Source organism: Streptomyces sp. F001, assembly GCF_004187715.1.
Lineage (GTDB): Bacteria > Actinomycetota > Actinomycetes > Streptomycetales > Streptomycetaceae > Streptomyces > Streptomyces flavusporus.
The window spans coordinates 142,051-162,396 of record NZ_QZWF01000008.1; the positions used below are offsets into that span (position 1 = coordinate 142,051).

At 70.6% G+C, this 20,346-nt stretch carries 19 protein-coding genes and 1 pseudogene; 10 read left to right on the forward strand and 10 right to left on the reverse strand.

Annotation, left to right across the window (positions count from 1 at the left end):
- Window positions 1-33: 33 nt before the first annotated feature.
- Window positions 34-396 carry an ATP-binding protein gene (locus StrepF001_RS27015; RefSeq protein WP_129800961.1) on the reverse strand — a complete coding sequence of 121 codons (363 nt, stop codon included), beginning with the start codon at window positions 394-396 and terminating at the stop codon, window positions 34-36.
- Between the two features lie 146 nt (window positions 397-542).
- On the opposite strand from StrepF001_RS27015, the gene StrepF001_RS27020 reads away from it, so the two are divergent.
- Together StrepF001_RS27020 and StrepF001_RS27025 are read left to right on the forward strand one after the other, a co-directional pair.
- Entirely contained in the window at window positions 543-1,391 is an 849-nt protein-coding gene (locus StrepF001_RS27020; protein ID WP_129800825.1) for a helix-turn-helix transcriptional regulator, read from the forward strand.
- Window positions 1,351-1,632, forward strand: coding sequence for a DUF397 domain-containing protein (locus StrepF001_RS27025; RefSeq protein WP_129800826.1), 282 nt, complete (start codon window positions 1,351-1,353; stop codon window positions 1,630-1,632). Before StrepF001_RS27020 ends, StrepF001_RS27025 begins: the two co-directional genes overlap by 41 nt.
- Here the strand turns inward: StrepF001_RS27025 and StrepF001_RS27030 are convergent.
- Window positions 1,616-2,785 (reverse strand): steroid 3-ketoacyl-CoA thiolase, encoded by a 1,170-nt coding sequence (locus tag StrepF001_RS27030; protein WP_129800827.1) that lies wholly within the window; start codon window positions 2,783-2,785, stop codon window positions 1,616-1,618. The genes StrepF001_RS27025 and StrepF001_RS27030 overlap by 17 nt on opposite strands.
- A gap of 247 nt (window positions 2,786-3,032) precedes the next feature.
- Here StrepF001_RS27030 and StrepF001_RS27035 point away from each other — a divergent pair, with 247 nt between their 5' ends.
- Entirely contained in the window at window positions 3,033-4,268 is a 1,236-nt protein-coding gene (locus StrepF001_RS27035) for a cytochrome P450 (protein ID WP_129800828.1), read from the forward strand.
- Window positions 4,269-4,416: 148 nt separating this feature from the next.
- Here StrepF001_RS27035 and StrepF001_RS27040 read toward each other — a convergent pair whose 3' ends face one another.
- Entirely contained in the window at window positions 4,417-4,905 is a 489-nt protein-coding gene (locus StrepF001_RS27040) for a hypothetical protein (protein WP_129800829.1), read from the reverse strand.
- A gap of 172 nt (window positions 4,906-5,077) precedes the next feature.
- The gene (locus StrepF001_RS27045; RefSeq protein ID WP_165396378.1) at window positions 5,078-7,129 is read right to left on the reverse strand and encodes a bifunctional glycosyltransferase 87/phosphatase PAP2 family protein; all 2,052 of its coding nucleotides are present in this window, start codon (window positions 7,127-7,129) and stop codon (window positions 5,078-5,080) included.
- A gap of 388 nt (window positions 7,130-7,517) precedes the next feature.
- Between StrepF001_RS27045 and proP the strand changes: the two genes are divergently transcribed.
- Window positions 7,518-8,903, forward strand: a complete 1,386-nt coding sequence (gene proP, locus StrepF001_RS27050; RefSeq protein ID WP_129800831.1) for a glycine betaine/L-proline transporter ProP — start codon at window positions 7,518-7,520, stop codon at window positions 8,901-8,903.
- 327 nt (window positions 8,904-9,230) lie between these two features.
- The gene (locus StrepF001_RS27055) at window positions 9,231-9,902 is read left to right on the forward strand and encodes an O-methyltransferase (RefSeq protein ID WP_129800832.1); all 672 of its coding nucleotides are present in this window, start codon (window positions 9,231-9,233) and stop codon (window positions 9,900-9,902) included.
- Between the two features lie 14 nt (window positions 9,903-9,916).
- Here the strand turns inward: StrepF001_RS27055 and StrepF001_RS27060 are convergent, their stop codons facing one another.
- Window positions 9,917-10,309, reverse strand: coding sequence for an FHA domain-containing protein (locus StrepF001_RS27060; protein WP_129800833.1), 393 nt, complete (start codon window positions 10,307-10,309; stop codon window positions 9,917-9,919).
- A 119-nt stretch (window positions 10,310-10,428) separates the two neighbouring features.
- Between StrepF001_RS27060 and StrepF001_RS27065 the strand changes: the two genes are divergently transcribed.
- Window positions 10,429-10,839 (forward strand): DUF1992 domain-containing protein, encoded by a 411-nt coding sequence (locus StrepF001_RS27065; protein WP_129800834.1) that lies wholly within the window; start codon window positions 10,429-10,431, stop codon window positions 10,837-10,839.
- A 25-nt stretch (window positions 10,840-10,864) separates the two neighbouring features.
- Here StrepF001_RS27065 and StrepF001_RS48315 read toward each other — a convergent pair whose 3' ends face one another.
- Both StrepF001_RS48315 and StrepF001_RS27075 read right to left on the reverse strand, forming a co-directional pair.
- Window positions 10,865-11,353: a hypothetical protein gene (locus tag StrepF001_RS48315; protein WP_240797696.1), complete on the reverse strand. Its 489-nt coding sequence runs from the start codon at window positions 11,351-11,353 to the stop codon at window positions 10,865-10,867.
- A 3-nt stretch (window positions 11,354-11,356) separates the two neighbouring features.
- Window positions 11,357-12,046: a hypothetical protein gene (locus StrepF001_RS27075; RefSeq protein WP_129800835.1), complete on the reverse strand. Its 690-nt coding sequence runs from the start codon at window positions 12,044-12,046 to the stop codon at window positions 11,357-11,359.
- Between the two features lie 135 nt (window positions 12,047-12,181).
- On the opposite strand from StrepF001_RS27075, the gene StrepF001_RS27080 reads away from it, so the two are divergent.
- Window positions 12,182-12,685, forward strand: a complete 504-nt coding sequence (locus StrepF001_RS27080; protein ID WP_206306952.1) for a GNAT family N-acetyltransferase — start codon at window positions 12,182-12,184, stop codon at window positions 12,683-12,685.
- Here StrepF001_RS27080 and StrepF001_RS27085 read toward each other — a convergent pair.
- A complete protein-coding gene (locus tag StrepF001_RS27085; RefSeq protein ID WP_129800837.1) occupies window positions 12,669-14,720 on the reverse strand; it encodes an MFS transporter in 2,052 nt (683 codons plus the stop codon). The genes StrepF001_RS27080 and StrepF001_RS27085 overlap by 17 nt on opposite strands.
- 187 nt (window positions 14,721-14,907) lie before the next feature.
- On the opposite strand from StrepF001_RS27085, the gene StrepF001_RS27090 reads away from it, so the two are divergent.
- Window positions 14,908-15,837: a peptidoglycan-binding protein gene (locus StrepF001_RS27090; protein WP_129800838.1), complete on the forward strand. Its 930-nt coding sequence runs from the start codon at window positions 14,908-14,910 to the stop codon at window positions 15,835-15,837.
- Between the two features lie 220 nt (window positions 15,838-16,057).
- Here StrepF001_RS27090 and StrepF001_RS27095 read toward each other — a convergent pair.
- Both StrepF001_RS27095 and StrepF001_RS27100 read right to left on the reverse strand, forming a co-directional pair.
- Window positions 16,058-16,737, reverse strand: a pseudogene (locus StrepF001_RS27095) (HAD-IA family hydrolase).
- Window positions 16,738-16,940: 203 nt separating this feature from the next.
- Window positions 16,941-17,522 (reverse strand): TMEM165/GDT1 family protein, encoded by a 582-nt coding sequence (locus StrepF001_RS27100; RefSeq protein WP_129800839.1) that lies wholly within the window; start codon window positions 17,520-17,522, stop codon window positions 16,941-16,943.
- A 388-nt stretch (window positions 17,523-17,910) separates the two neighbouring features.
- On the opposite strand from StrepF001_RS27100, the gene StrepF001_RS27105 reads away from it, so the two are divergent.
- Together StrepF001_RS27105 and StrepF001_RS27110 are read left to right on the forward strand one after the other, a co-directional pair.
- Window positions 17,911-18,555, forward strand: coding sequence for an HNH endonuclease family protein (locus StrepF001_RS27105; RefSeq protein ID WP_129800840.1), 645 nt, complete (start codon window positions 17,911-17,913; stop codon window positions 18,553-18,555).
- An 87-nt stretch (window positions 18,556-18,642) separates the two neighbouring features.
- The gene (locus StrepF001_RS27110) at window positions 18,643-20,283 is read left to right on the forward strand and encodes an alkaline phosphatase D family protein (protein WP_129800841.1); all 1,641 of its coding nucleotides are present in this window, start codon (window positions 18,643-18,645) and stop codon (window positions 20,281-20,283) included.
- The last annotated feature ends 63 nt before the right edge of the window (window positions 20,284-20,346 follow it).

The window sequence follows — 20,346 nt, forward strand, 5'->3', positions numbered from 1 at the left end:
AGAGGCTACCCATCCCAGGGACCGCGTTCCAGATCACCGACCACATTCGAACCACACGGTCTTGCCGCCTCTCGCCCGGCGATCCACCCCCCACTTGTCGACCATCGCGTCCAGCAGGACGAGGCCCCGACCGCACTCGGCGTCCGGTGACAACTCGCCAGGCAACAGCGGGACTTGTGGCGAGCTGTCCGTCACCTCCACCCTCACGCCCTCCGTCCGCCGCAGAACCAGCAGCGTGCAGCGGCGGTTCCGGACGTGGCGCACGACGTTGGCGACCAGCTCCGTCACGGCGAGTTCCACGGCGTCGGCCAGCTCCGGCATGTCCCACTCCGCCAGGAGCGAGCGGACGATGCGGCGGATGTGGCGCGCCGAGTGCTCGCTGACCGTGAGGCTCATGCGGTACTGGACGGGGCGGGGGGCCAAGTAGGCGGGGGGAATGTATTCGTTCACACGACGAGACTGACCTGCCGTCACTACGCTGGGCTACGGAACGGATACAACAGGTCCCGAAGTGGACCGAGTTGCGTGAGAGGGGCCGCCGCGTGACCCACATCAACACCCTCGACCCGGGCGCCTCGCCACTCGACTACTACGGCTTCGAGCTACGGCGGTACCGCGAGGCCGCCGGCCTGACCCAGAAGCAGCTCGGGAGCATCGTCTACTGCACCGGCTCGCTGGTCGGCCAGATCGAGACGGCCCGGAAGCTGCCGACGTTGCAGTTCAGTGAGCGGGCGGATATTGCGCTGGGGACGGGTGGGTTACTGTCCCGGTTGCTTGAGCTGGTGATGCGTAGTCAACTTCCGGCCTGGTTTCAGCAGGTGGCGGAGTTGGAGGCGCGGGTGGTCGAGATCGGCACCTTCCAGACGCACATGGTGCATGGACTCCTGCAGACCAAGGAGTACGCACGTGCCGTGCTCGGCGTGCTGGACGACACCGACCTCGACGACCGCACCGAGGTGCGGCTGGCTCGTCAGCGCATCTTTGAGAAGGTGGAACCACCGGTCTTCTGGGCGATCCTCAGCGAGGCCGCGCTGTACCAGGAAGTTGGCGGGCCGGAGACCATGCGTGGCCAACTGGCCCACCTGTTGTCCTTCGAGAGCAATCCTCGGATCAACATCCAGGTGCTGCCGTTCTCGGCTGGAGCGCACGCGGGACTAACAGGCTCATACACACTCTTCCGCTTCGCGAGCGACCCGGACATCGTCTACATGGAGGGCTACGGGAGCGGGCATCCGACCGCCAACCCGGACACCGTCAAGAACTGCTCGCTCCGTTACGATCATCTTCAGGCCGCCGCCCTCTCCCTCAGGGACTCGGCGGAGCTGATCCGACGCGTGATGGAGGAACGCTATGGAGAGCAACGCGATCCCGATGGGGACTCGGTGGCGTAAGTCCAGCTACAGCAGCGACCAAGGCGGCGAATGCGTCGAATGCGCGCCGCTCGGGCCCCTGGCCTGGCGCAAGTCTTCGTACAGCAGCGATCAAGGCGGATCCTGCGTCGAAATCGCCGAAGCCCCCCACACCACCCTCGCCATCCGCGACTCCAAGAACCCGGCGGGACCGATCCTCACCCTCGGCCCCGCCGCGTTCACCACGTTCGTCGGCTGGACGGCGACTACAGCCGCTGAATGATCGTGCCGGTGGCCAGTCCGCCCCCCGCACACATCGTCACCAGCGCGAACTCCTTGTCCGCCCGCTCCAGTTCATGAAGCGCGGTCGTGATCAGCCGGGCCCCGGTGGCCCCCACCGGGTGCCCGAGCGCGATCGCACCGCCGTTGACGTTGACCTTCTCCAGGTCCTGTTCGAAGACCTGCGCCCAGCTCAACACGACGGACGCGAAGGCCTCGTTGATCTCCACCAGGTCGATGTCCTTCAGGGACATCCCGGCCTTCCCCAGCACCGCCTTCGTCGCGTCGATCGGCCCGTCGAGATGGAAGTGGGGGTCGGCCCCCACCAATGCCTGCGCCACGATCCGCGCCCTCGGCCTCAGCTTCAGCGCACGCGCCATCCGCTTCGACGCCCACATGATCGCCGCCGCGCCGTCGCTGATCTGCGACGAGTTGCCCGCCGTATGGACAGCCGTCGGCATGATGGGCTTGAGGCTTGCCAGCGCCTCCATGGACGTGTCGCGCAGCCCCTCGTCCTTGTCGACGAGCCGCCACATGCCCTGCCCGGCGCGCTGTTCCTCCTCGGTCGTGGGGACCTGGACGGCGAACGTCTCCCTCTTGAACCGCTCCTCGGCCCAGGCGGTGGCGGCCCGTTCCTGCGAGACCAGGCCGAGGGAGTCGACGTTCTCCCGGGTCAGCCCCCGGTGGCGGGCGATGCGCTCCGCCGCCTCGAACTGATTGGGGAGGTCGACGTTCCACTCGTCGGGGAACGGCTTCCCGGGCCCGTGCTTCGACCCCGACCCCAGCGGCACCCGCGACATCGACTCGACGCCGCACGAGATCCCGACGTCGATGACGCCTGCCGCGATGAGGTTGGCGACCATGTGTGACGCCTGTTGCGACGAACCGCACTGACAGTCGACCGTTGTGGCCGCCGTCTCGTAGGGCAGGCCCATGGTCAGCCAGGCCGTGCGCGCGGGGTTCATGGACTGTTCGCCGGCGTGGGTGACCGTGCCGCCGACGATCTGTTCGACGCAGTCGGCGGGGATGCCGGTGCGGCCGAGGAGTTCGCGGTAGGTCTCGCCCAGGAGGTAGGCGGGGTGGAGGTTGGCGAGCGCGCCGCCGCGCTTGCCGATGGGGGTGCGTACGGCTTCGACGATCACGGGTTCGGCGGCCATGGAGGCGGGTCCTCTCGTCCGGAACCAGGCAGAACCGGTCCAGAACCAGTAACTAGTACGTGTTCTAGTTCCGAGTGCAGTCTGCTGACGTGATGTACATCACCGCAAGGGTCTTGCACGCGATTGGGCTCCAATTCGGGGTGCCGTACCTCTTGCGAGTTGTAGAACCCGTTACTACCTTCACGGCGATTCCGTGTTCTGATGCCCCGTCAGATCAGCTCGCATCGTCAGATGGCTGGAGCCGCCGATGCCCTGTCCAGCGCTTCCCGAAGGGTTCGACTTCACCGACCCCGATCTGCTGCACCACCGTGTGCCCCTCCCGGAGTTCGCCGAACTGCGCCGCGTCGAACCGGTCCGCTGGATCGCTCAGCCCGCGGGGCTCGCCGGCTTCCAGGACGAGGGCTACTGGGCCGTCACCCGGCACGCCGACGTCAAGTACGTCTCCACCCACCCGGAGCTCTTCTCCTCGTACCTCAACACCGCGATCATCCGCTTCAACGAGCACATCGAGCGCGACGCGATCGACGCCCAGCGGCTGATCCTGCTGAACATGGACCCGCCGGAACACACCCGGGTCCGTCAGATCATCCAGCGCGGGTTCACGCCCCGGGCCATCCGGGCGCTGGAGGAGCGGCTGCGGGCGCGGGCGCACTCCATCGTCGAGACCGCCCGGGGGCACTCGGGCCCCTTCGACTTCGTCACCGAGGTCGCCTGCGAACTGCCCCTGCAGGCGATAGCCGAACTGATCGGCATCCCGCAGGACGACCGGGCGAAAATCTTCGAGTGGTCGAACAAGATGATCGCGTACGACGACCCGGAGTACGCCATCACCGAGGAGGTCGGCGCCGAGTCGGCCACCGAACTCATCGCGTACGCCATGAACATGGCCGCCGACCGCAAGCAGTGCCCGGCGAAGGACATCGTCACCACGCTGGTCGCGGCGGAGGACGAGGGCAACCTGGGCTCGGACGAGTTCGGCTTCTTCGTGCTGATGCTGGCCGTGGCGGGCAACGAGACGACCCGCAACGCCATCACGCACGGCATGCACGCCTTCCTCACCCACCCCGACCAGTGGGAGCTGTACAAGAGGGAGCGGCCGGAGACGGCGGCCGAGGAGATCGTGCGCTGGGCGACCCCCGTCGTCTCCTTCCAGCGGACGGCCACGCAGGACACCGAACTCGGCGGCAAGCTGATCCGCAAGGGCGACCGGGTCGGCATCTTCTACTCCTCCGCCAACCACGACCCCGAGGTCTTCACCGACCCCGGCACCTTCGACATCACCCGCGACCCGAACCCCCACCTCGGCTTCGGCGGGGGCGGCCCCCACTACTGCCTGGGCAAGTCGCTGGCCGTCCTGGAGATCGAGCTCATCTTCAACGCGATCGCCGACGCGATGCCCGACCTGCGGCTCGCGGGCTACCCACGACGTCTGCGCTCGGCGTGGATCAACGGCGTGAAGGAGCTCCGGGTCACCGCCGGCTGATGTGCTCGAGGGAGGCAGAAGCAACCCCATCCCTCACGCCCCGCCTCTGCCTCCCTCGAACTCCGCGATGTCGCAGCCGACCGGGGCACGGCTGGTGGCGGGGCGGGATGCGACCCGCAACCATGTGGCGGGACGGCCCCCTGCTGCTCTACGTCCGGTCGGCGATCGGCCGCAGCTCGACCCGCAGGTCGTTCTGGCCGATCGCGCGGACACTGTCCACGGTCACATCTTCCACCAGCGACTTCCCAGGCGCGATCTCTTCCCCGGAGTCGATGATCCCGTCGTAGAGGTTCACCTCATGTCCGTCGGGGCTGGCGAACACCAGCAGCTGGGCGCGGATCCGCCGGGGAGTGGTGTCGGTGTTGGTCACCACCACCGGCAGTCGTGCCGTGCGCATCTCCCGGTCTTCCCACACGGCCTTGTGCACGCGGATGCCGGGATTCTTCAGGGAGGCCACCACCTGCCCCAGCGCGGCTTCCTCGTTCCCGTTCAGGCGTTCCCCGATGGGTGTCGCCGACGGTGACGGTGGCGAGCCCGCCGCAGTGGCGGCGTAGTCCGCTTCGACGCTGCGGGCGAACTCCACGGCGCCCCACGCAGCGCCCCCAGCCAGGACACCGCCGATGATGAGCATGCCCACGACTCCGGTCCGTCCAGCCCGTCCCTGATCACCTCCCGTGCCCCGCACTGCGCACCCTCCCCATCCCCGGCCCCTCCCCGAGGCCGCTATGTTCATGACAGGGCGAAGCTGATCACGTCGGCAGGCCGGCGTAAAGCCCCTTCGGTCACACAACCGCGGGTGGCACCAGCCATCAGCTCACGGCGGGGTGCTTCACCTCTGCCACAGGCTCCGCATCGGCCTCTGCCACCGCGACCGTTGTCCGCGCCCGCGGCCCCTGGAACACGTATGCCAGGCCGAACCCGGCGCCCACGACCAGGGCGCCGCCCACCGCGTCCAGAACCCAGTGGTTGCCGGTCGCGACGATCGCCGAGAGCGTGAAGAAGGGGTGCAGCAGGCCCAGGGCCTTCATCCACCCCTTCGGCGCGACGATCGCGATCACGACCCCGCACCACAGCGACCATCCGAAGTGCAGTGACGGCATCGCGGCGTACTGGTTGGTGAGCGCTGTCAGGGTGCCGTAGTCCGGCTGGGAGAAGTCCTGGACGCCGTGGACCGTGTCGATGATGCCGTGGTCCGGCATCAGGCGGGGCGGGGCGAGGGGGTAGGCCCAGAAGCCGACGAGTGCGAGGAGTGTGGTCAGGCCCAGGGTCGAGCGGCCCCAGCGGTAGTCGACCGGGCGGCGCCAGTAGAGGACGCCGAGGACGGTCAGCGGGACGACGAAGTGGAAGGACGTGTAGTAGAAGTCGAAGAACTGCCGCAGCCAGTCGATCTTGACGACCGCGTGGTTGGCCCAGCGTTCGATGTCGAGGTGCAGGATCCGCTCCAGCGAGAGGATCTGCTCGCCGTGGTGCTCGGCACGCTCCCTGCCCCCGGAGATCGTGCCGCCCGTCGCCGCCAGCCGGACCTGGGAGTACGCGGCGTAGGTGACGCGTATGAGGAGCAGTTCCAGCAGGAGGTTCGGGCGGCCGAGCACCCGGCGCAGGAACGGCAGCAGCGGGATGCGCTGCCAGCGGGCCGGGACCGGCGGCGCGTACTGGGTGGGGATCGGGGAGCGGTAGTACGGCGACGTACGCGACAGGAACGGTACGACCGTGGCGGCGGCGATCGCCGCGAGCAGGACGACGTTGTCGCGCAGCGGGTGGAGGGCGGCCATGTTCGGCAGGATCATCTTCGCCGGGAGTGTCATGACCACGACCACGGCCACCGGCCACACCAGCCGGTCGGAGGCCCGTTTGCCGACCCGGCCGACGACCGCGAGGAGGACCCAGAGGAGCTGGTGCTGCCAGGCGGTGGGAGAGACCACTATCGCCGCGCAGCCCGTGATCGCGACGGCGAGCAGGAGCTGCCCGTCGTGGGCGTAGCGGACGGCGCGGCGCAGGCCGAGGGCGGCGATCCCGGCGCCCAGCACCAGGAAGACAGCGATCTCCAGCGGGCCGGACAGGCCCAGGCGAAGCAGGGCGCCGTGCAGGGACTGGTTGGCGAGATCGTCGGCCCGGCCGCCGAGACCGACGCCGGCCAGGTGGTGCACCCAGTAGGTGTACGAGTCGTGCGGCATCGCCGCCCAGGCGAGCGCGGTGCAGGCGGCGAAGGTCGCGCCGAGCCAGGCGGCGGCGTTGCGGCGGCCGGTGAACCACAGCAGCGGGGCGAACAGCAGCACGGTCGGCTGGAAGGCGGCGGCGACACCGATCAGGGCGCCGCCGGCCCGCTCTCCGCGTACGGCGAAGCAGCCGAGCAGGACGAGCAGGACGGGGATGATGCTGGTCTGGCCGAGCCAGAAGGCGTTGCGCACCGGCAGCGACAGCATCAGCAGGCAGATCGCCACGGGTGCGGCGAACAGCGAGCTGCGGCGGCTCACCGGCTGCGGCAGGGCGCGCGCGGCGACCAGGCCGAGCGCGACGACGAGCAGCAGCGTGCCGAAGGTCCAGCCCCAGCCGAGTGTCTGTTCTGCGGAACGGGTGAGGGGTTTGAGGACGAGGCCGCCGAAGGGGGTGCCGGTGAAGCGCGTGGAGTCGTACAGCGAGCCCTCCACGTGCAGCACACCGTCCGGGCCGACCCAGGTCTCCAGGTCCGTCAGCCGCTCTCCCCTGGGCGTGCTGAGGACGACGGCCAGCTGCCGTACGGCGAGGATCGCGGCGACCAGCCACAGTCCCAGCCGCGCCGCGCGCTGCCGTGCCCCGGCCGTGCCGACGGCCGCCGCCCCGAAGGCTCCCCCCGGTCTCCCGGTGCGCTCCGCATTCGCCACGCCTCGCGGCCCTCCCGCCCCGTTCGTCCCACGTGTCCCACGCATGGGTCCCTTTGCGATCCTCATGAGGCTCGCACCACCCCCGAAGGGGGGGACGCAGGCAACCCCCGCTTCACCTGACGTCCGCTCTCCTTTTGTCCGGAAGACGATAGTCGGAGGGGGGTCGGGTTGCCTCCATCGGGCGCGAGATGGATCACAGTCGGCGCCGGAATGACGGGTTCCGGGGCGGGCCGACGCTCCTGGACATACGGCTTTTACCTACCCCATACAGCGAAACGACCACGGTACGTAATCAGGACAAGTGACCCTATGGTCGCTTTTTGGCCTGCCGCCGTCGACGCCGGACGGGCCCGCCCCTGTCCCCGTCGAAAGGTAGGCGAGCGAAGTTTTGACGACCGTCACAGTCGCCGCCCCGCATCCGTCCCCGACCACCGCCCCCGCCGCGGACGTCACCGTCACCGACCCGGCCCTCGTGAAGCGCGCCGTGAAGGCGGCCGCGCTCGGCAACGCCATGGAGTGGTTCGACTTCGGCGTCTACAGCTACATCGCTGTGACCCTGGGCAAGGTCTTCTTCCCCACGGGCAACGCAACGGCTCAGCTGCTGTCCACGTTCGGCGCCTTCGCCGCGGCCTTCCTGGTCCGTCCGCTGGGCGGCATGGTCTTCGGCCCGCTGGGCGACCGTATCGGCCGCCAGAAGGTCCTCGCCCTCACCATGATCATGATGGCGATCGGCACGTTCGCCATCGGCCTGATCCCGTCGTACGCGGCGATCGGCGTCGGCGCGCCGATCCTGCTGCTGGCCGCCCGCCTCGTGCAGGGCTTCTCCACCGGCGGCGAGTACGCGGGCGCGTCCACCTTCATCGCCGAGTACGCACCCGACCGGCGGCGCGGCTTCCTCGGCAGCTGGCTGGAGTTCGGCACGCTCGCCGGCTACATCGGCGGTGCGGGCCTGGTCACCCTCATGACCGCCCTCCTGTCCTCCGAGGACCTGCTGTCCTGGGGCTGGCGGGTCCCGTTCCTGATCGCGGGCCCGATGGGCCTCATCGGCCTGTACCTGCGGATGCGTCTGGAGGAGACCCCGGCCTTCGCGGCGGAGGTCGAGAAGGCGGAGTCGGCCCGGCCGAAGGTGCCGCTGCGCGAGATGGTCTCCGGCCAGTGGAGGGCCCTGCTGCTCTGCATGGGCCTGGTGCTGGTCTTCAACGTCACCGACTACATGCTGCTGTCGTACATGCCGAGCTACCTCACGAGCGAGCTCCACTACGACGAGACGCACGGTCTGCTGGTCGTCCTGGGCGTGATGGCGCTGATGATGATCGCCCAGCCCTTCACCGGCGCCCTGACCGACCGCATCGGCCGCCGCCCCGTGATCGCGGCGGGCTGCGCGGGCTTCCTGGCCCTGTCCGTCCCCGCGCTGCTGCTGATCCGCCAGGGCAGCCTCGCCGCTATTGCTCTGGGCATGGGCGCCCTGGGTCTGCTGCTGGTCTGCTTCACGGCGGCGATGCCCTCCGCCCTGCCCGCCCTGTTCCCGACCCGGGTCCGCTACGGCTCCCTCTCCATCGGCTTCAACATCTCGGTCTCCCTCTTCGGCGGTACGACGCCGCTGGTGGTCACGGCGCTGATCGGCGCGACCGGCGACATGATGATGCCCGCGTACTACATGATGGCGGCGGCTGTGATCGGCGGTGTCGCGGTGTGGTTCATGACGGAATCGGCGGGGCGCCCGCTGCCGGGCTCGGCACCGGCTCTGGAGCCGGCGGAGGCGGTTGGGCGCTGACGTGCGGCTGCGGTACCCGGTAGCGCGGGTTGCGCAACCCGCGCTACCGGGTACCGCCCGTGCGTACGGTAACGAGCCGCCGCTTTCCAGGCGCCCGGCGTGGGAGCTGGCCGAGGTGGGTCGCGCAGCCCGGCGCCGACGGGGTGCCGCCCGCGCCCACCCGTGCCGCCCTGGGGGTCCCCCCTCTGGGGGAGGCACGCATGCCCGCGGGCTGACGGCCGTCGGCGTGCCGCTTTCGTCGTGGAACCCCGTGGCGACTACCTTCGTTAGGGCAACTAGTTAGAGGCTCTAATTACGGAACCGCTTCGCACACGAGAGGCAGAGCGCATGAGCGAGTCGCAGACCTGGGACGCCGTGGACGACTACTTCCGTACCCATCTCTCCCCCGACGACGAGCCCCTCCAGGCCGCCCTGCGCGACAGCGAGGCCGCCGAACTGCCGCACGTCAACGTCACGGCCCCCCAGGGCAAGCTGCTCCAACTCCTCGCCCAGATCCAGGGCGCCCGGACGATCCTGGAGATCGGCACGCTCGGCGGCTACAGCACCATCTGGCTCGGCCGTGCCCTCCCCGCCGAAGGCCGCCTCATCTCGCTGGAGTACAGCGCCAAGCACGCCGAGGTCGCCACCCGCAACATCGCCCGCGCGGGCCTCGACAAGCTCGTCGAGGTGCGGGTCGGCCCGGCGCTGGAGTCCCTGCCCCAGCTCGCCGACGAGAACCCGCCGCCCTTCGACCTGGTCTTCATCGACGCCGACAAGGCCAACAACGCCCACTACGTGGAATGGGCCCTCAGGCTCACCCGCACCGGCAGCCTGATCATCGTCGACAACGTCGTACGCGGCGGCCGCGTCACCGACGCGGCCAGCACCGAGCCGGACGTCCGGGGCACCCGCGCCGCCATCGAGCTGATCGGCTCCCACCCCAGGCTGAGCGGCACGGCGATCCAGACGGTGGGCAGCAAGGGCTACGACGGCTTCGCGCTGGCCCGGGTCCTGGCATAGGACTCCGGCGCCGCTCAGAGCTCGTGGTAGAAGCCGACGTTGACGCTGCGCGGCGCGGTGCGGTCCTGGATGACGATCTCTCCGTTGCCGCCCCGCGGCAACGGCACGGTACCGCCGTAGGCGAGGGGCTGGGCGTACCCGCCGGCCATCAGCCGGACCTCGGAGGACGGGTCCGGCTGCGAGCCGCGCAGCCAGGTCACCTGCCAGCTGCCGTCCGGGCCGCACAGGAACTCCAGATGGACCCGCGAGACGAACAGCCAGTCGTCGGGCGTGGCGAGCCGGCACACGGACTTGTCCCGGCCCACCCGCAGCACGGCGCCCGGCTCGCTGGGCGCGTCGGCCATGAGCATGCCGGCCGTGGCGCCCGCCTCCGCCCCGGAAACGGTGGCCATGGTGAGTTCGAGCACGTGCGCTCCTTTTGTCACGTCCCTGCGCGGGGCTCAACGTCCTTGCCCGGCGGACTGGTTGGCCCACCGCCGCCGAATGATAAATCGCCCGGCGCGACGGCGTCCGGCACAATGGCCTCATGACCGAGCGAAAGCCACCGGGCGTGAGCTTCGAGTCCTGGACCGACAAACAGATCCGCGACGCGGAGGCGCGCGGCGACTTCGCGCATCTGCCGGGCGCGGGCAAGCCACTGCCGAGAGACGTCGAGGCGACGTACGACGAACAGTGGTGGATCAAGCGCAAGTTGGCCCGCGAGGGCGTGTCGGTCCTGCCGCCGACGCTCGCCCTGCGCAAGGAGGCGGAGGACGCCCTTGTGGCCGCCGCGAAGGCACCGTCCGAGCGGGCCGTGCGCAAGATCGTCGAGGACATCAACGTCAAGATCCGCGACATGATGTTCAAGCCGCCGCCCGGCCCGCCGCTGGGTCTGAAGCCGTACGACGTCGAAGATGTCGTACGACAGTGGCGGGAGCGCCGGACGGCGGCCTCTTAGCAGGTCACGGCGGCCTCTTGGAAGGTCAGGGGCGCAGCAGCCGTTCCGCCAGCTCGCGGTAGTCCTGCAGGGCCAGACGGAGTTGCTCGGTGTCGGTGGTCGCGGGCGTGCCCTCGTCCGTCGACTGCCAGGACCTGCGCAGGGTACGGCGCCGCTGGGTCACCGCGTCCGTGAAGCGGGCGGCGATCTCCTCCAGCACGTGGTCCGCCTCTTCGACGGCGGCCCGCGGGCCGTCCACGAACCCGGAGACCGCCTGCTGCATCCGCAGTCCCAGTTTGTCGGTCTCGTCGTGCGGAAGCAGCGGGGCCGTACGAGCCGTGGGGGCGGCCGGGTCCGCGGGTCCCGAGGGACCAGGGCTCGGGACGGGCGCCGCACCGCGCGCGGTGCCGCCGGTGCCGCCGGTCTCGCGGGCCGTCGCGGAGGCCGCCTCGTGGCCGGTGAGGTCCTCGCGGCGCCCGGTGCGGTCGGGCTCGCCTTCCGCGCCGCCGCCCGTGGGTCGTGTCACGTCGGTCATGCCTCAACTCCCCTTCGCGTGCCGCCTGAAGCCCCACAGCAGGTGCGGGCGGCCACCGGCGTGGGCCGGCCGCCCGGTCTTCTGCTCGGCGACGGGGCGCCCGTCGTCCTTGCGGGCCGGGCGTACCAGGTCGTCGAACAGGGCGCGGGCCTCGACCATGGCCTCACGCATCTCCTCGGTGGCGGCGGGCCCGTCCTGCGCGGCGTCCGTCCGCCCTTCCTGGGCGCCGCCGACCTGTGCGCGTGCGATGCGGTGGACGCGCCGGTAGCCCTGCACGTGGTCCGCGTGGTGCACGGACAGCGCGGCGAGCTGTTCCTCGTACTGCCCGCCGTCCGGGAAGCCGCGCGCCCCGGCCAGCTCCGCGAGCAGCCGGTCCGCCTCACTCACCGCGTCCTGCGGCGAGTCGACGAACCGCTCCTGGGCGGCCGTCCAACGGGCTTCGAACTGCTCGCGCTGCACGGACTCGAGGGGCTGTTCCCGCAGGTTGCCGTGGCGCTCGAGGCGTTCGGTGAGTTCGCGCTCGGCGGCCCTGGTGTCGCCGTCGTGCCGGGCCACGGCCCGGTCGTACTCGGGCCCGAAGCGTCGCCGCAGGTCCCGGCCGCCGGTCGCACCACGGCCGCGCAGGGCCAGGGCGGCCGCGATGAGGACGACCACCGCCGCAATCACGATCAGAGCAATGATCCAGCCAGACATGAATGCCTTCCGGGTTCTCGACCCGACCGGCCCTTCATCGGGCCGGTCCGCTGACCGGGTTGCCCACCAACCCCCGCCCAAACGAACCCATATTCGCTTGCGGGCCCCGCACACCGTCTCCCGACAATGAGCGGCATGACCTGGACCGCCGCTCCCGAACCCGTCGACTCCGCGGACGCCACCGCGCTCTGGCGGGCGTACTACACGGAGGTCAGCGACCGCTGGTACCTGCTGCACCGGGGCCGCCGGACCGACCCGGCCGAACTGGAGCGGGAGATCGCGGCGAACGCGGGCGACCACCTCACCCCGCCCGCGGGATGCCTGCTCGTGGCACGGTACGACGGCACAGCCGCCGGCACCGCGGGCGTACGGCTGACGGAGGATCCGTCGACCGCCGAGCTCCAGCGCGTGTTCCTGCTGCCGCAGTGGCGCGGAAAGGGCGGGGCGGCGCTGCTCGTCGCCGCCGCCGAGGACGCCGCGCGGGAGCTGGGCGCCGAGCGGATGATCCTCGACACGCGGAGCGACCTGGTGGAGGCGCGGGCGCTGTACGCGCGGCTCGGTTACGAGGAGACCGCGGCACACAACTCCGACCCGTACGCCGAGCACTGGTTCGGCAAGCGGCTCATCTCGAGCGGGTGACCGGGCGCTCTGCGTGCGGCTCCTCCCGGTCCGAGCCGCACAGCTCCTCGTTCAGCTCTCTGACCAGCTGCACCAGGTCGGTGGGCCGGTCCGGGCCCCACCAGTCGCCGAGCAGCCCGGCCAGGGACTCCTCACGGGCGTGCGCGAGCCGTTCGGCGACCACGCGGCCCTGCTCGGTGAGGACGAGGTCGAGGCCCTCCCGGACGGCCAGCCGCCGTTCCTCGATCTGCCGGGCGGCCTCCAGGACGGCGCCCAGCGGGACGGTGGCGCGCTCGGCGAGCACGCCCGGCTCCACGGAGCCGTACCGCTTGATCCGCAGCAGCAGCCAGCTCGCCGCCGGCAGCAGGTCGTAGCCCGCGCGTGCGGTGATCTTCCGGTAGACCTCGCGCCGGCCCTCGCGGGTGCCGAGCACCGACAGGGCGCGGCACACCTCGTCGTACGACGACCGGTGCACGGGGTTGCTGGCCAGCGTCTCGGTGACGTCGGGTGCCGTGACCGAGCCGCGCAGCCGGTCCTCCTTCAGGAACCACGCCAGCACGAAGCCGAGGAGAGCGACGGGAGCGGCGTACAGGAAGACGTCCGTGATGGACGAGGAGTACGCGTGCAGGGCCGGCGGGCGCAGCCCCGGCGGCAGGTCGGCGATGCCGCGCGGGTCGGCTTCCAGGGAGTCGATCGACACGCCGGGCGGGAGCTGTACGCCGCGGAAGGCGGACGCCAGAGCGTCGTCGAGGCGGCCGGCGAAGATCGTGCCGAAGATGGCGACTCCGAAGGCGGCTCCGATGGAGCGGAAGAACGTCGCGCCGGAGGTGGCGACGCCCAGATCCTGGTACGAGACGGCGTTCTGCACGATGAGCACCAGCACCTGCATGACCAGGCCGAGTCCCAGGCCGAAGACGAAGAGGCAGCCGCTGATCACGGCGTCGGAGCTGTGCTCGTCGAGTTCCTTGAGCAGGAGCAGACCGAGGGTCGTGACACCGGTGCCCATGATGGGGAAGACCTTCCAGCGGCCGGTGCGGCTGACGATCTGGCCGGAGGCGGTGGAGGCCAGCAGCAGGCCCAGCACCATCGGCAGCATGTGCACGCCCGACCAGGTCGGCGTGATGCCGTGGACGACCTGCAGGAAGGTCGGCAGATAGGTCAACGCGCCGAACATGGCGAAACCGATGATGAAGCTGATGGCGGCCGTGAGGGTGAAGGTGCGGATACGGAACAGCTTCAGCGGCAGGACGGGTTCCGCCGCCCTCCGCTCGACCAGCACGAACGCCACGGCGAGCAGGACGGCGAGCACCGCGAGCCCGACGATCTGCGGCGAGCCCCAGGCCCAGGTGGTGCCGCCGAGGGAGGCGACCAGCACCAGGCAGGTGGCGACGGCCGCGATGAGGAAGGTGCCCAGGTAGTCGATGACGTGCCGGGTGGCCGTGCGCGGCAGGTGCAGCACGGTCGCGATCACGACGAGCGCGACGACGCCGATCGGCAGGTTGATGTAGAAGACCCAGCGCCAGCTCAGGTGCTCGGTGAACAGCCCGCCGAGCAGCGGCCCCAGAACACTCGACGTGCCGAAGACCGAACCGAACAGCCCCTGGTAGCGGCCACGGTCGCGGGGCGGCACGAGGTCGCCGACCATCGCCATCGAGAGCACCAGCAGCCCGCCGCCGCCCAGGCCCTGGAGTCCGCGGAAGGCGATGAGCTGCGGCATGTTCTGGGCCATGCCGCACAGGGCGGAGCCGACCAGGAAGATCACGATGGCGGTCTGGAACAGCCGCTTGCGCCCGTACTGGTCGCCGAGCTTGCCCCACAGCGGGGTCGCGGCGGTCGACGCCAGCAGATACGCGGTGACCACCCAGGACAGGTGCTCCAGACCGCCGAGGTCGCTGACGATGGTCGGCAGCGCGGTCGACACGATCGTCTGGTCGAGGGCGGCGAGCAGCATGCCGAGGAGCAGCGCGCCCAGCGACACGAGGACACCGCCGGGCACGCCTTCCTGGGCGCCGGAGCCCGGGACGTCCCTCGTCCTGCCGCGCGTATCCCCCGCCATGAGACCTCCCGAGGGCTGCCGTGGTTACGCCATCCATCGTGGGTGGTCTGCCCGGTTATGGCCTGTCGAGTCCGCTTGGAAGGTGTGGTTCCGCTGTGACTCCGGAGGCTTCGGGAACAGGACCTCCACGAGATCTGCATAATCTCTGGGGTCGCGAGGAGTCGCGAGGGGAGGGGACGGACGCGCAATGGAGCCGAAGAGGCATCAGTGCCCGGAGTGCGGGGCGCCCAGGGGGGCGGACAACACGCCGTCCTGCGCCTGCGGCCGGCGCGCGTCCGACGCGCTGCGTGACGCCCGTACGACGGAACAGGCGGCGGCGGAGGACTTCGATCCGCTGCGCATCCGGCCGTACGTGGACCTCGACGGGGAGGAGGCGTCCCAGGCCCACCCGGACGCCGAGGTCACGATGCCCCTGCGCGCCGTCGAACCCGACGCGCTCCCCACGCCCAGCGTCACCGACCTACGGCTGTTCGAGGCCCCGGATCCGGACGCGCCCACCCCGGACGCCGGCCCGGAGCGGCCCCGCAACCATCGCCGTACGGCACTGCTCGGGGCGGCCGGCGCCGTCGTCGCCGTCGTGGCGGCGGCCGGGTTCGCGAGCGGGCTGTTCTCCTACGAGACGCCGTCGCGCGACGACGCGCTGTCGCAGGACGTACGGGAGGCCGTACCCGACGCACGCACCAGCGAGGCGTCCCGAACACCGTCCACGACCGCACCCTCGGCGACACCGACATCCACGACGCCGTCACCGACGACCAGCACGTCCCCGTCCCCCCGACCCGATCCGCGCCGACCACCTCCCCGACCCCGCCCCAGTCGGCCACACCCACCCACACCGCGACAACGACCCGAGCCACCGCCCCCGAGGCCCCGACACCGAACCCGCCGAGAACACCCCGTCCTGGGCCCGGGCGACGACGGCCCCGAGGTCGTCGAACTCCAACTCCGCCTGCGCCAGCTGTACCTGTACAACGACGAACCCCACGGCCACTACAACCACCGCGTGGAGGAAGCCGTACGCAACTACCAGTGGGCACGCGGCGTACAGCCGGACGAACTGGGGGTCTACGACGAGAAGACAAGGGAGCGCCTGGAGTCGGAAACGTCGGAACCATAAGACAAGCCGAGCGTCGGCCCGCAGGCGCTTCCGCGGGCACGCGCATGCCGCGTCGAGCCGCGGACAGTCGTGCCTCCCCCAGAGGGGGGGACCCCCAGGGCGATGGGGGTCCCCCGCTCGAGCGAAGCCGAGAGTGGGGGAGGGTGGGCGCGGGCGCACCCGTCAGCGCCGGGCCGCGCGATCCACCTCGGCCCGCCCCAGCGCCCCGCACCCTCAGACGTCAGCCACAAACCCGACGTCCGCCACTACCCCACGTACACCGCATCGCCCCGTCAACCCCCGCCTCCACCCGCACACCCCTCAGATCCGCCACCAGCACATCCGGCCGATGAGCCCCGCCCGCGGCCCACCCCCACAACCCGCATCCCAGCCGCCCGCCCCGCCGCAATCCCGGCCCCCGAATCCTCGAAGACGAGACAGTCCGCAGGCGCCACCCCCAGTTCCGCGGCCCCTTCAGGAACCCTCCGGATCAGGCTTGCTCGCCCCCACCGACTCCGCGGTCACCCGAACATCAGGCATCCCCAGCCCCGCCGCAGCCATCCGCGCCGTGGACAACGCAACGTCCGCGGAGGTCACCAGCGCATGCGGAAGCCCCCGCAGGGACGCCAGAAACTCCGAAGCCCCCGGCACCGGCACGACGCCGTCCATGTCCGCCGTCTCCTCCGCGAGCATCCGCGCGTTGTCCGCATGGTTCTGCTCCATCGGCCGGTCCGGCAGCAGCACGGCCATCGACGCGTACCCCTGCCGTCCGTGGACGACCTTCATGACCTCGTCCCCGTCCAGCCCGTGCCGCTCGGCCCAGCGCCGCCAGATGCGCTCCACCACGGCGTCGGAGTTGACCAGGGTGCCGTCCATGTCGAGCAGGAGGGCGCGGGCGGTGAGCACGGTGGTGGCCGTCATCGGCAGCTCCAGGACGCGGGTGCGGGGCGGTGGCCCCGAAGGCACAAGGTGACCCTCGAAGGGACAAGGTGGCCCCCGGAGGGACAAGGTGGCCCCGCCCGCCGGTCAGGGAAAACGGGCGGGGACCACTTTGTTTCTCTACGGTACAAAACAAGACCGGCATGACGCCACCGTCTTCGACGACCGTTCATCGGGCGTTCAGCTCAGCCGGTCGCGGCCTCCCACAGGCTCCACACCCCGAGCCCCAGCATCAGCAACGCCGCGATCTTGGTGATGAGCCCCAGCGGCACCCGCTTCATCAGCGCCTTTCCACCGAGAATGCCCAGCCCCGCCACTGACCACAGGGCCAGCACCGCACCCAGCCCGACGGACAGCGGATCGTCGTAACGCGCCGCGAGGTTCGCCGTCATGATCTGCGTGAGATCCCCGAACTCGGCGACGAGGATGAGCATGAACCCGGCCCCGGCGACCTTCCAGAAGGACTGGTCCTCCGGCTTGCGGATCTCCTCCTCTTCCTCGCCCTTCTTCCACAGCAGCATCGCGGCGCCCCCCAGGAAGAGCACACCGGTCACCGCATGCACGACCTGTTGCGGCAGCAGCGTCAGCACACTGCCTGCCGCGACGGCGAGCGCGACATGCAGCGCGAACGCGGCGGCGACACCGGCGAAGACGTAGGAAGCGCGGTAGCGGGTGCCGAGGACGAGGCCGGCGAGTGCAGTCTTGTCCGGCAGTTCGGCGAGGAAGACGACGCCGAAGACGAGCGCCGTGACGGTGATGCTGATCAAGGTTCCTCAATCGGTCGGAGCTGCCCCACCGAGAGTCGTACGTCGTCAGCGACACCTCGGCACGGCAGCACACATGGCACCCGTGCCGTACGGCTCGGGTGTGCACTGCTTGCCGAAGGTCTCGCTGGCCGGCCTCACCTTCGAGGCCCGCCTCCGGGCGCCGGCTCAGACGAGCTGAGCAGTATGTCGACGGTCCGGCGAAGAGCTACTCCCCTTCTGCGCCGTCCATCGTACGCGACACGCCTGGAGTGAAAAGTTCCGTCTTGAACCTTGTCCTGTCATGCTCGCGTCACTAACTTGCCATCGCACGCACACGCGTACGCAACACGGCACCGCGAGCATTCCCTCGCTCGCACGCCAACACCCCCACATCCCCAAGGGAGTTCGCATGCCCAGGTTCTACGCGCGTCGACGGCTGAGCATAGTCGCGGCGTTCAGCGCCCTCATGGCCTCCGTGGCCCTCTTCAACGCCCCCACCGCCTCCGCCGCCCTCCCCACCCCGGTCAGCGGCGCCACCGCCCGCAGCTACCTCGCCCAGCTCACCGTGGCGACCGAGGACCGCACCGGCTACAACCGGGACCTCTTCCCGCACTGGATCACCATCAGCGGCTCCTGCAACACCCGCGAGACCGTCCTCAAGCGCGACGGCTCGGGCGTCGTCACCGACTCCGCCTGCGCCGCCACCAGCGGCAGCTGGTACTCCCCGTACGACGGCGCCACCTGGTACGCCGCCTCTGACCTCGACATCGACCACCTCGTGCCGCTGGCCGAGGCCTGGGACTCCGGTGCCGACAACTGGACCACCTCCAAGCGCCAGTCCTTCGCCAACGACCTGACCCGTCCGCAGCTCCTCGCGGTCACGGACAACGTCAACCAGGCCAAGGGCGACCAGGACCCGGCCACCTGGATGCCGTCGGTCTCCTCGTACCGCTGCACCTACGTGCGCGCCTGGGTCCAGGTGAAGTACTACTACGGCCTCTCGGTGGACTCCGCCGAGAAGAGCGCGCTGCAGAACTACCTCGCCCCCTGCTGATCCGCTTTCCCTGGCGTTCATGAACGGAACCTCGCCACCGGCCTCCGTCGTTCCGTACCGTACGGGGCGACGGAGGAGGGTGATCACGTGGCGGGACTGCGCCTGGGTCCACTGCTGAGGTACGCCGACGGCTCGTCCGCGACCGTCTGGGTCGAGGCGAGCCGTCCGTGCACCGCCGAAGTGCGCTGCGCCGACGGTGCCCGCGGTACGGCCCGCACCTTCCAGGTCGCGGGCCATCACTACGCCCTCGTGCCGGTCGGCGGCCTCACCGCGGGCACGGCGACGGAGTACGAGGTGTTCCTCGACGGCACGCGCGTGTGGCCGCTGCCGGACTCCCCGTATCCGCCCTCGGTGATCCGCACGGGGGTGACCGGCGACGCCGTCCGCGTCGCCTTCGGCTCCTGCCGCTGGGCCGCGCCCCCGGCCGACGAGAAGGACCCGGTCGGCCCCGACGCCCTGGACACCCTGGCCGCCCGCATCGCGGCCGACCCCACGGCCGAACGACCCGACGTGCTCCTGCTGTTGGGCGACCAGGTCTACGCCGACGAGGTCTCCCGGGCGACCCAGCGCTGGCTCGCCGCCCGCCGCGACCTCAGCGAGCCGCCGGGCCGGGAGGTGGCCGACTACGAGGAGTACACCCGCCTCTACTACGAATCCTGGCTCGACCCGGAGGTGCGGTGGCTGCTGTCCACCGTCCCCAGTTGCATGATCTTCGACGACCACGACGTCATCGACGACTGGAACACCTCCGCCGCCTGGCTCGCCGACATGCGGGCCACCGACTGGTGGCGCGAACGCCTGCTGAGCGGCCTGATGTCGTACTGGGTCCACCAGCACCTGGGGAACCTGTCCCCGGCCGAGCTGGCCACCGACGCCCTGTACGCCGCCGTACGCGACACCCCGGACGCCACCGACCTCCTGCGCGCCTTCGCCGCCAGGGCCGATGCCGACCCGACGTCCGTGCGCTGGAGCTACCGGCGCGACTTCGGCCGCGTACGGCTGCTGATGGTGGACACCCGCGCCGCCCGCGTCCTCGACGAACAGGCGCGCTCGATGCTCGCCCCGGGCGAGACTCAGTGGCTGCGCACCCAGGCGCTGGACGAGCCGGGCTCGTACGACCATCTCCTGATCGGCACCTCCCTGCCGTGGCTGCTGCCGCACCTGGTGCACGACGCGGAGGGGTGGAACGCGGCGCTGTGCCGGGGCGAGAAGGGCGAGCGCTGGGCGCGGTTCGGGGAGAAGGTGCGGCGGGCGGCGGATTTGGAGCACTGGGCTGCCTTCCCCGGCTCCTTCGACGCGCTGGCCGCGCTGATCGCCGAGGCGGGTTCGGGGGACGGGGCACCGGCGACGGTGTGCGTGCTGTCGGGGGACGTGCACCACGCCTACGTGGCCGAGCCCGTCTGGCCCTCGGCCGGCCCCGACGCCCGGGTCCTCCAGCTCACCTGCTCCCCCGTCCACAACTCCATCCCGCTGTCGATCCGGCTCGGCTTCCGCTTCGGCTGGAGCGGCTTCGCCCGCTTCCTCGGCCGCCGGATCGCCGGGCACGGCCGTGTCCCGCGCCCGCCGATCGACTGGCGGCGCACGGGTGGCCCGTGGTTCGGCAACCAGCTCATGACGCTGACGCTGCAGGGCCGTTCGGCGCGGCTGCGGCTGGACCAGGCCAAGGCGGACGGGCGGGGCGGAGCGCGGCTGACGACGGTGGAGGAGTCGGTCCTCACCACCGCATGAGGCACATCCGGGACCTGTGGGACGCGCGTTGGCTTCTGTGGCGCCCGAAGGCATGATGAGGCG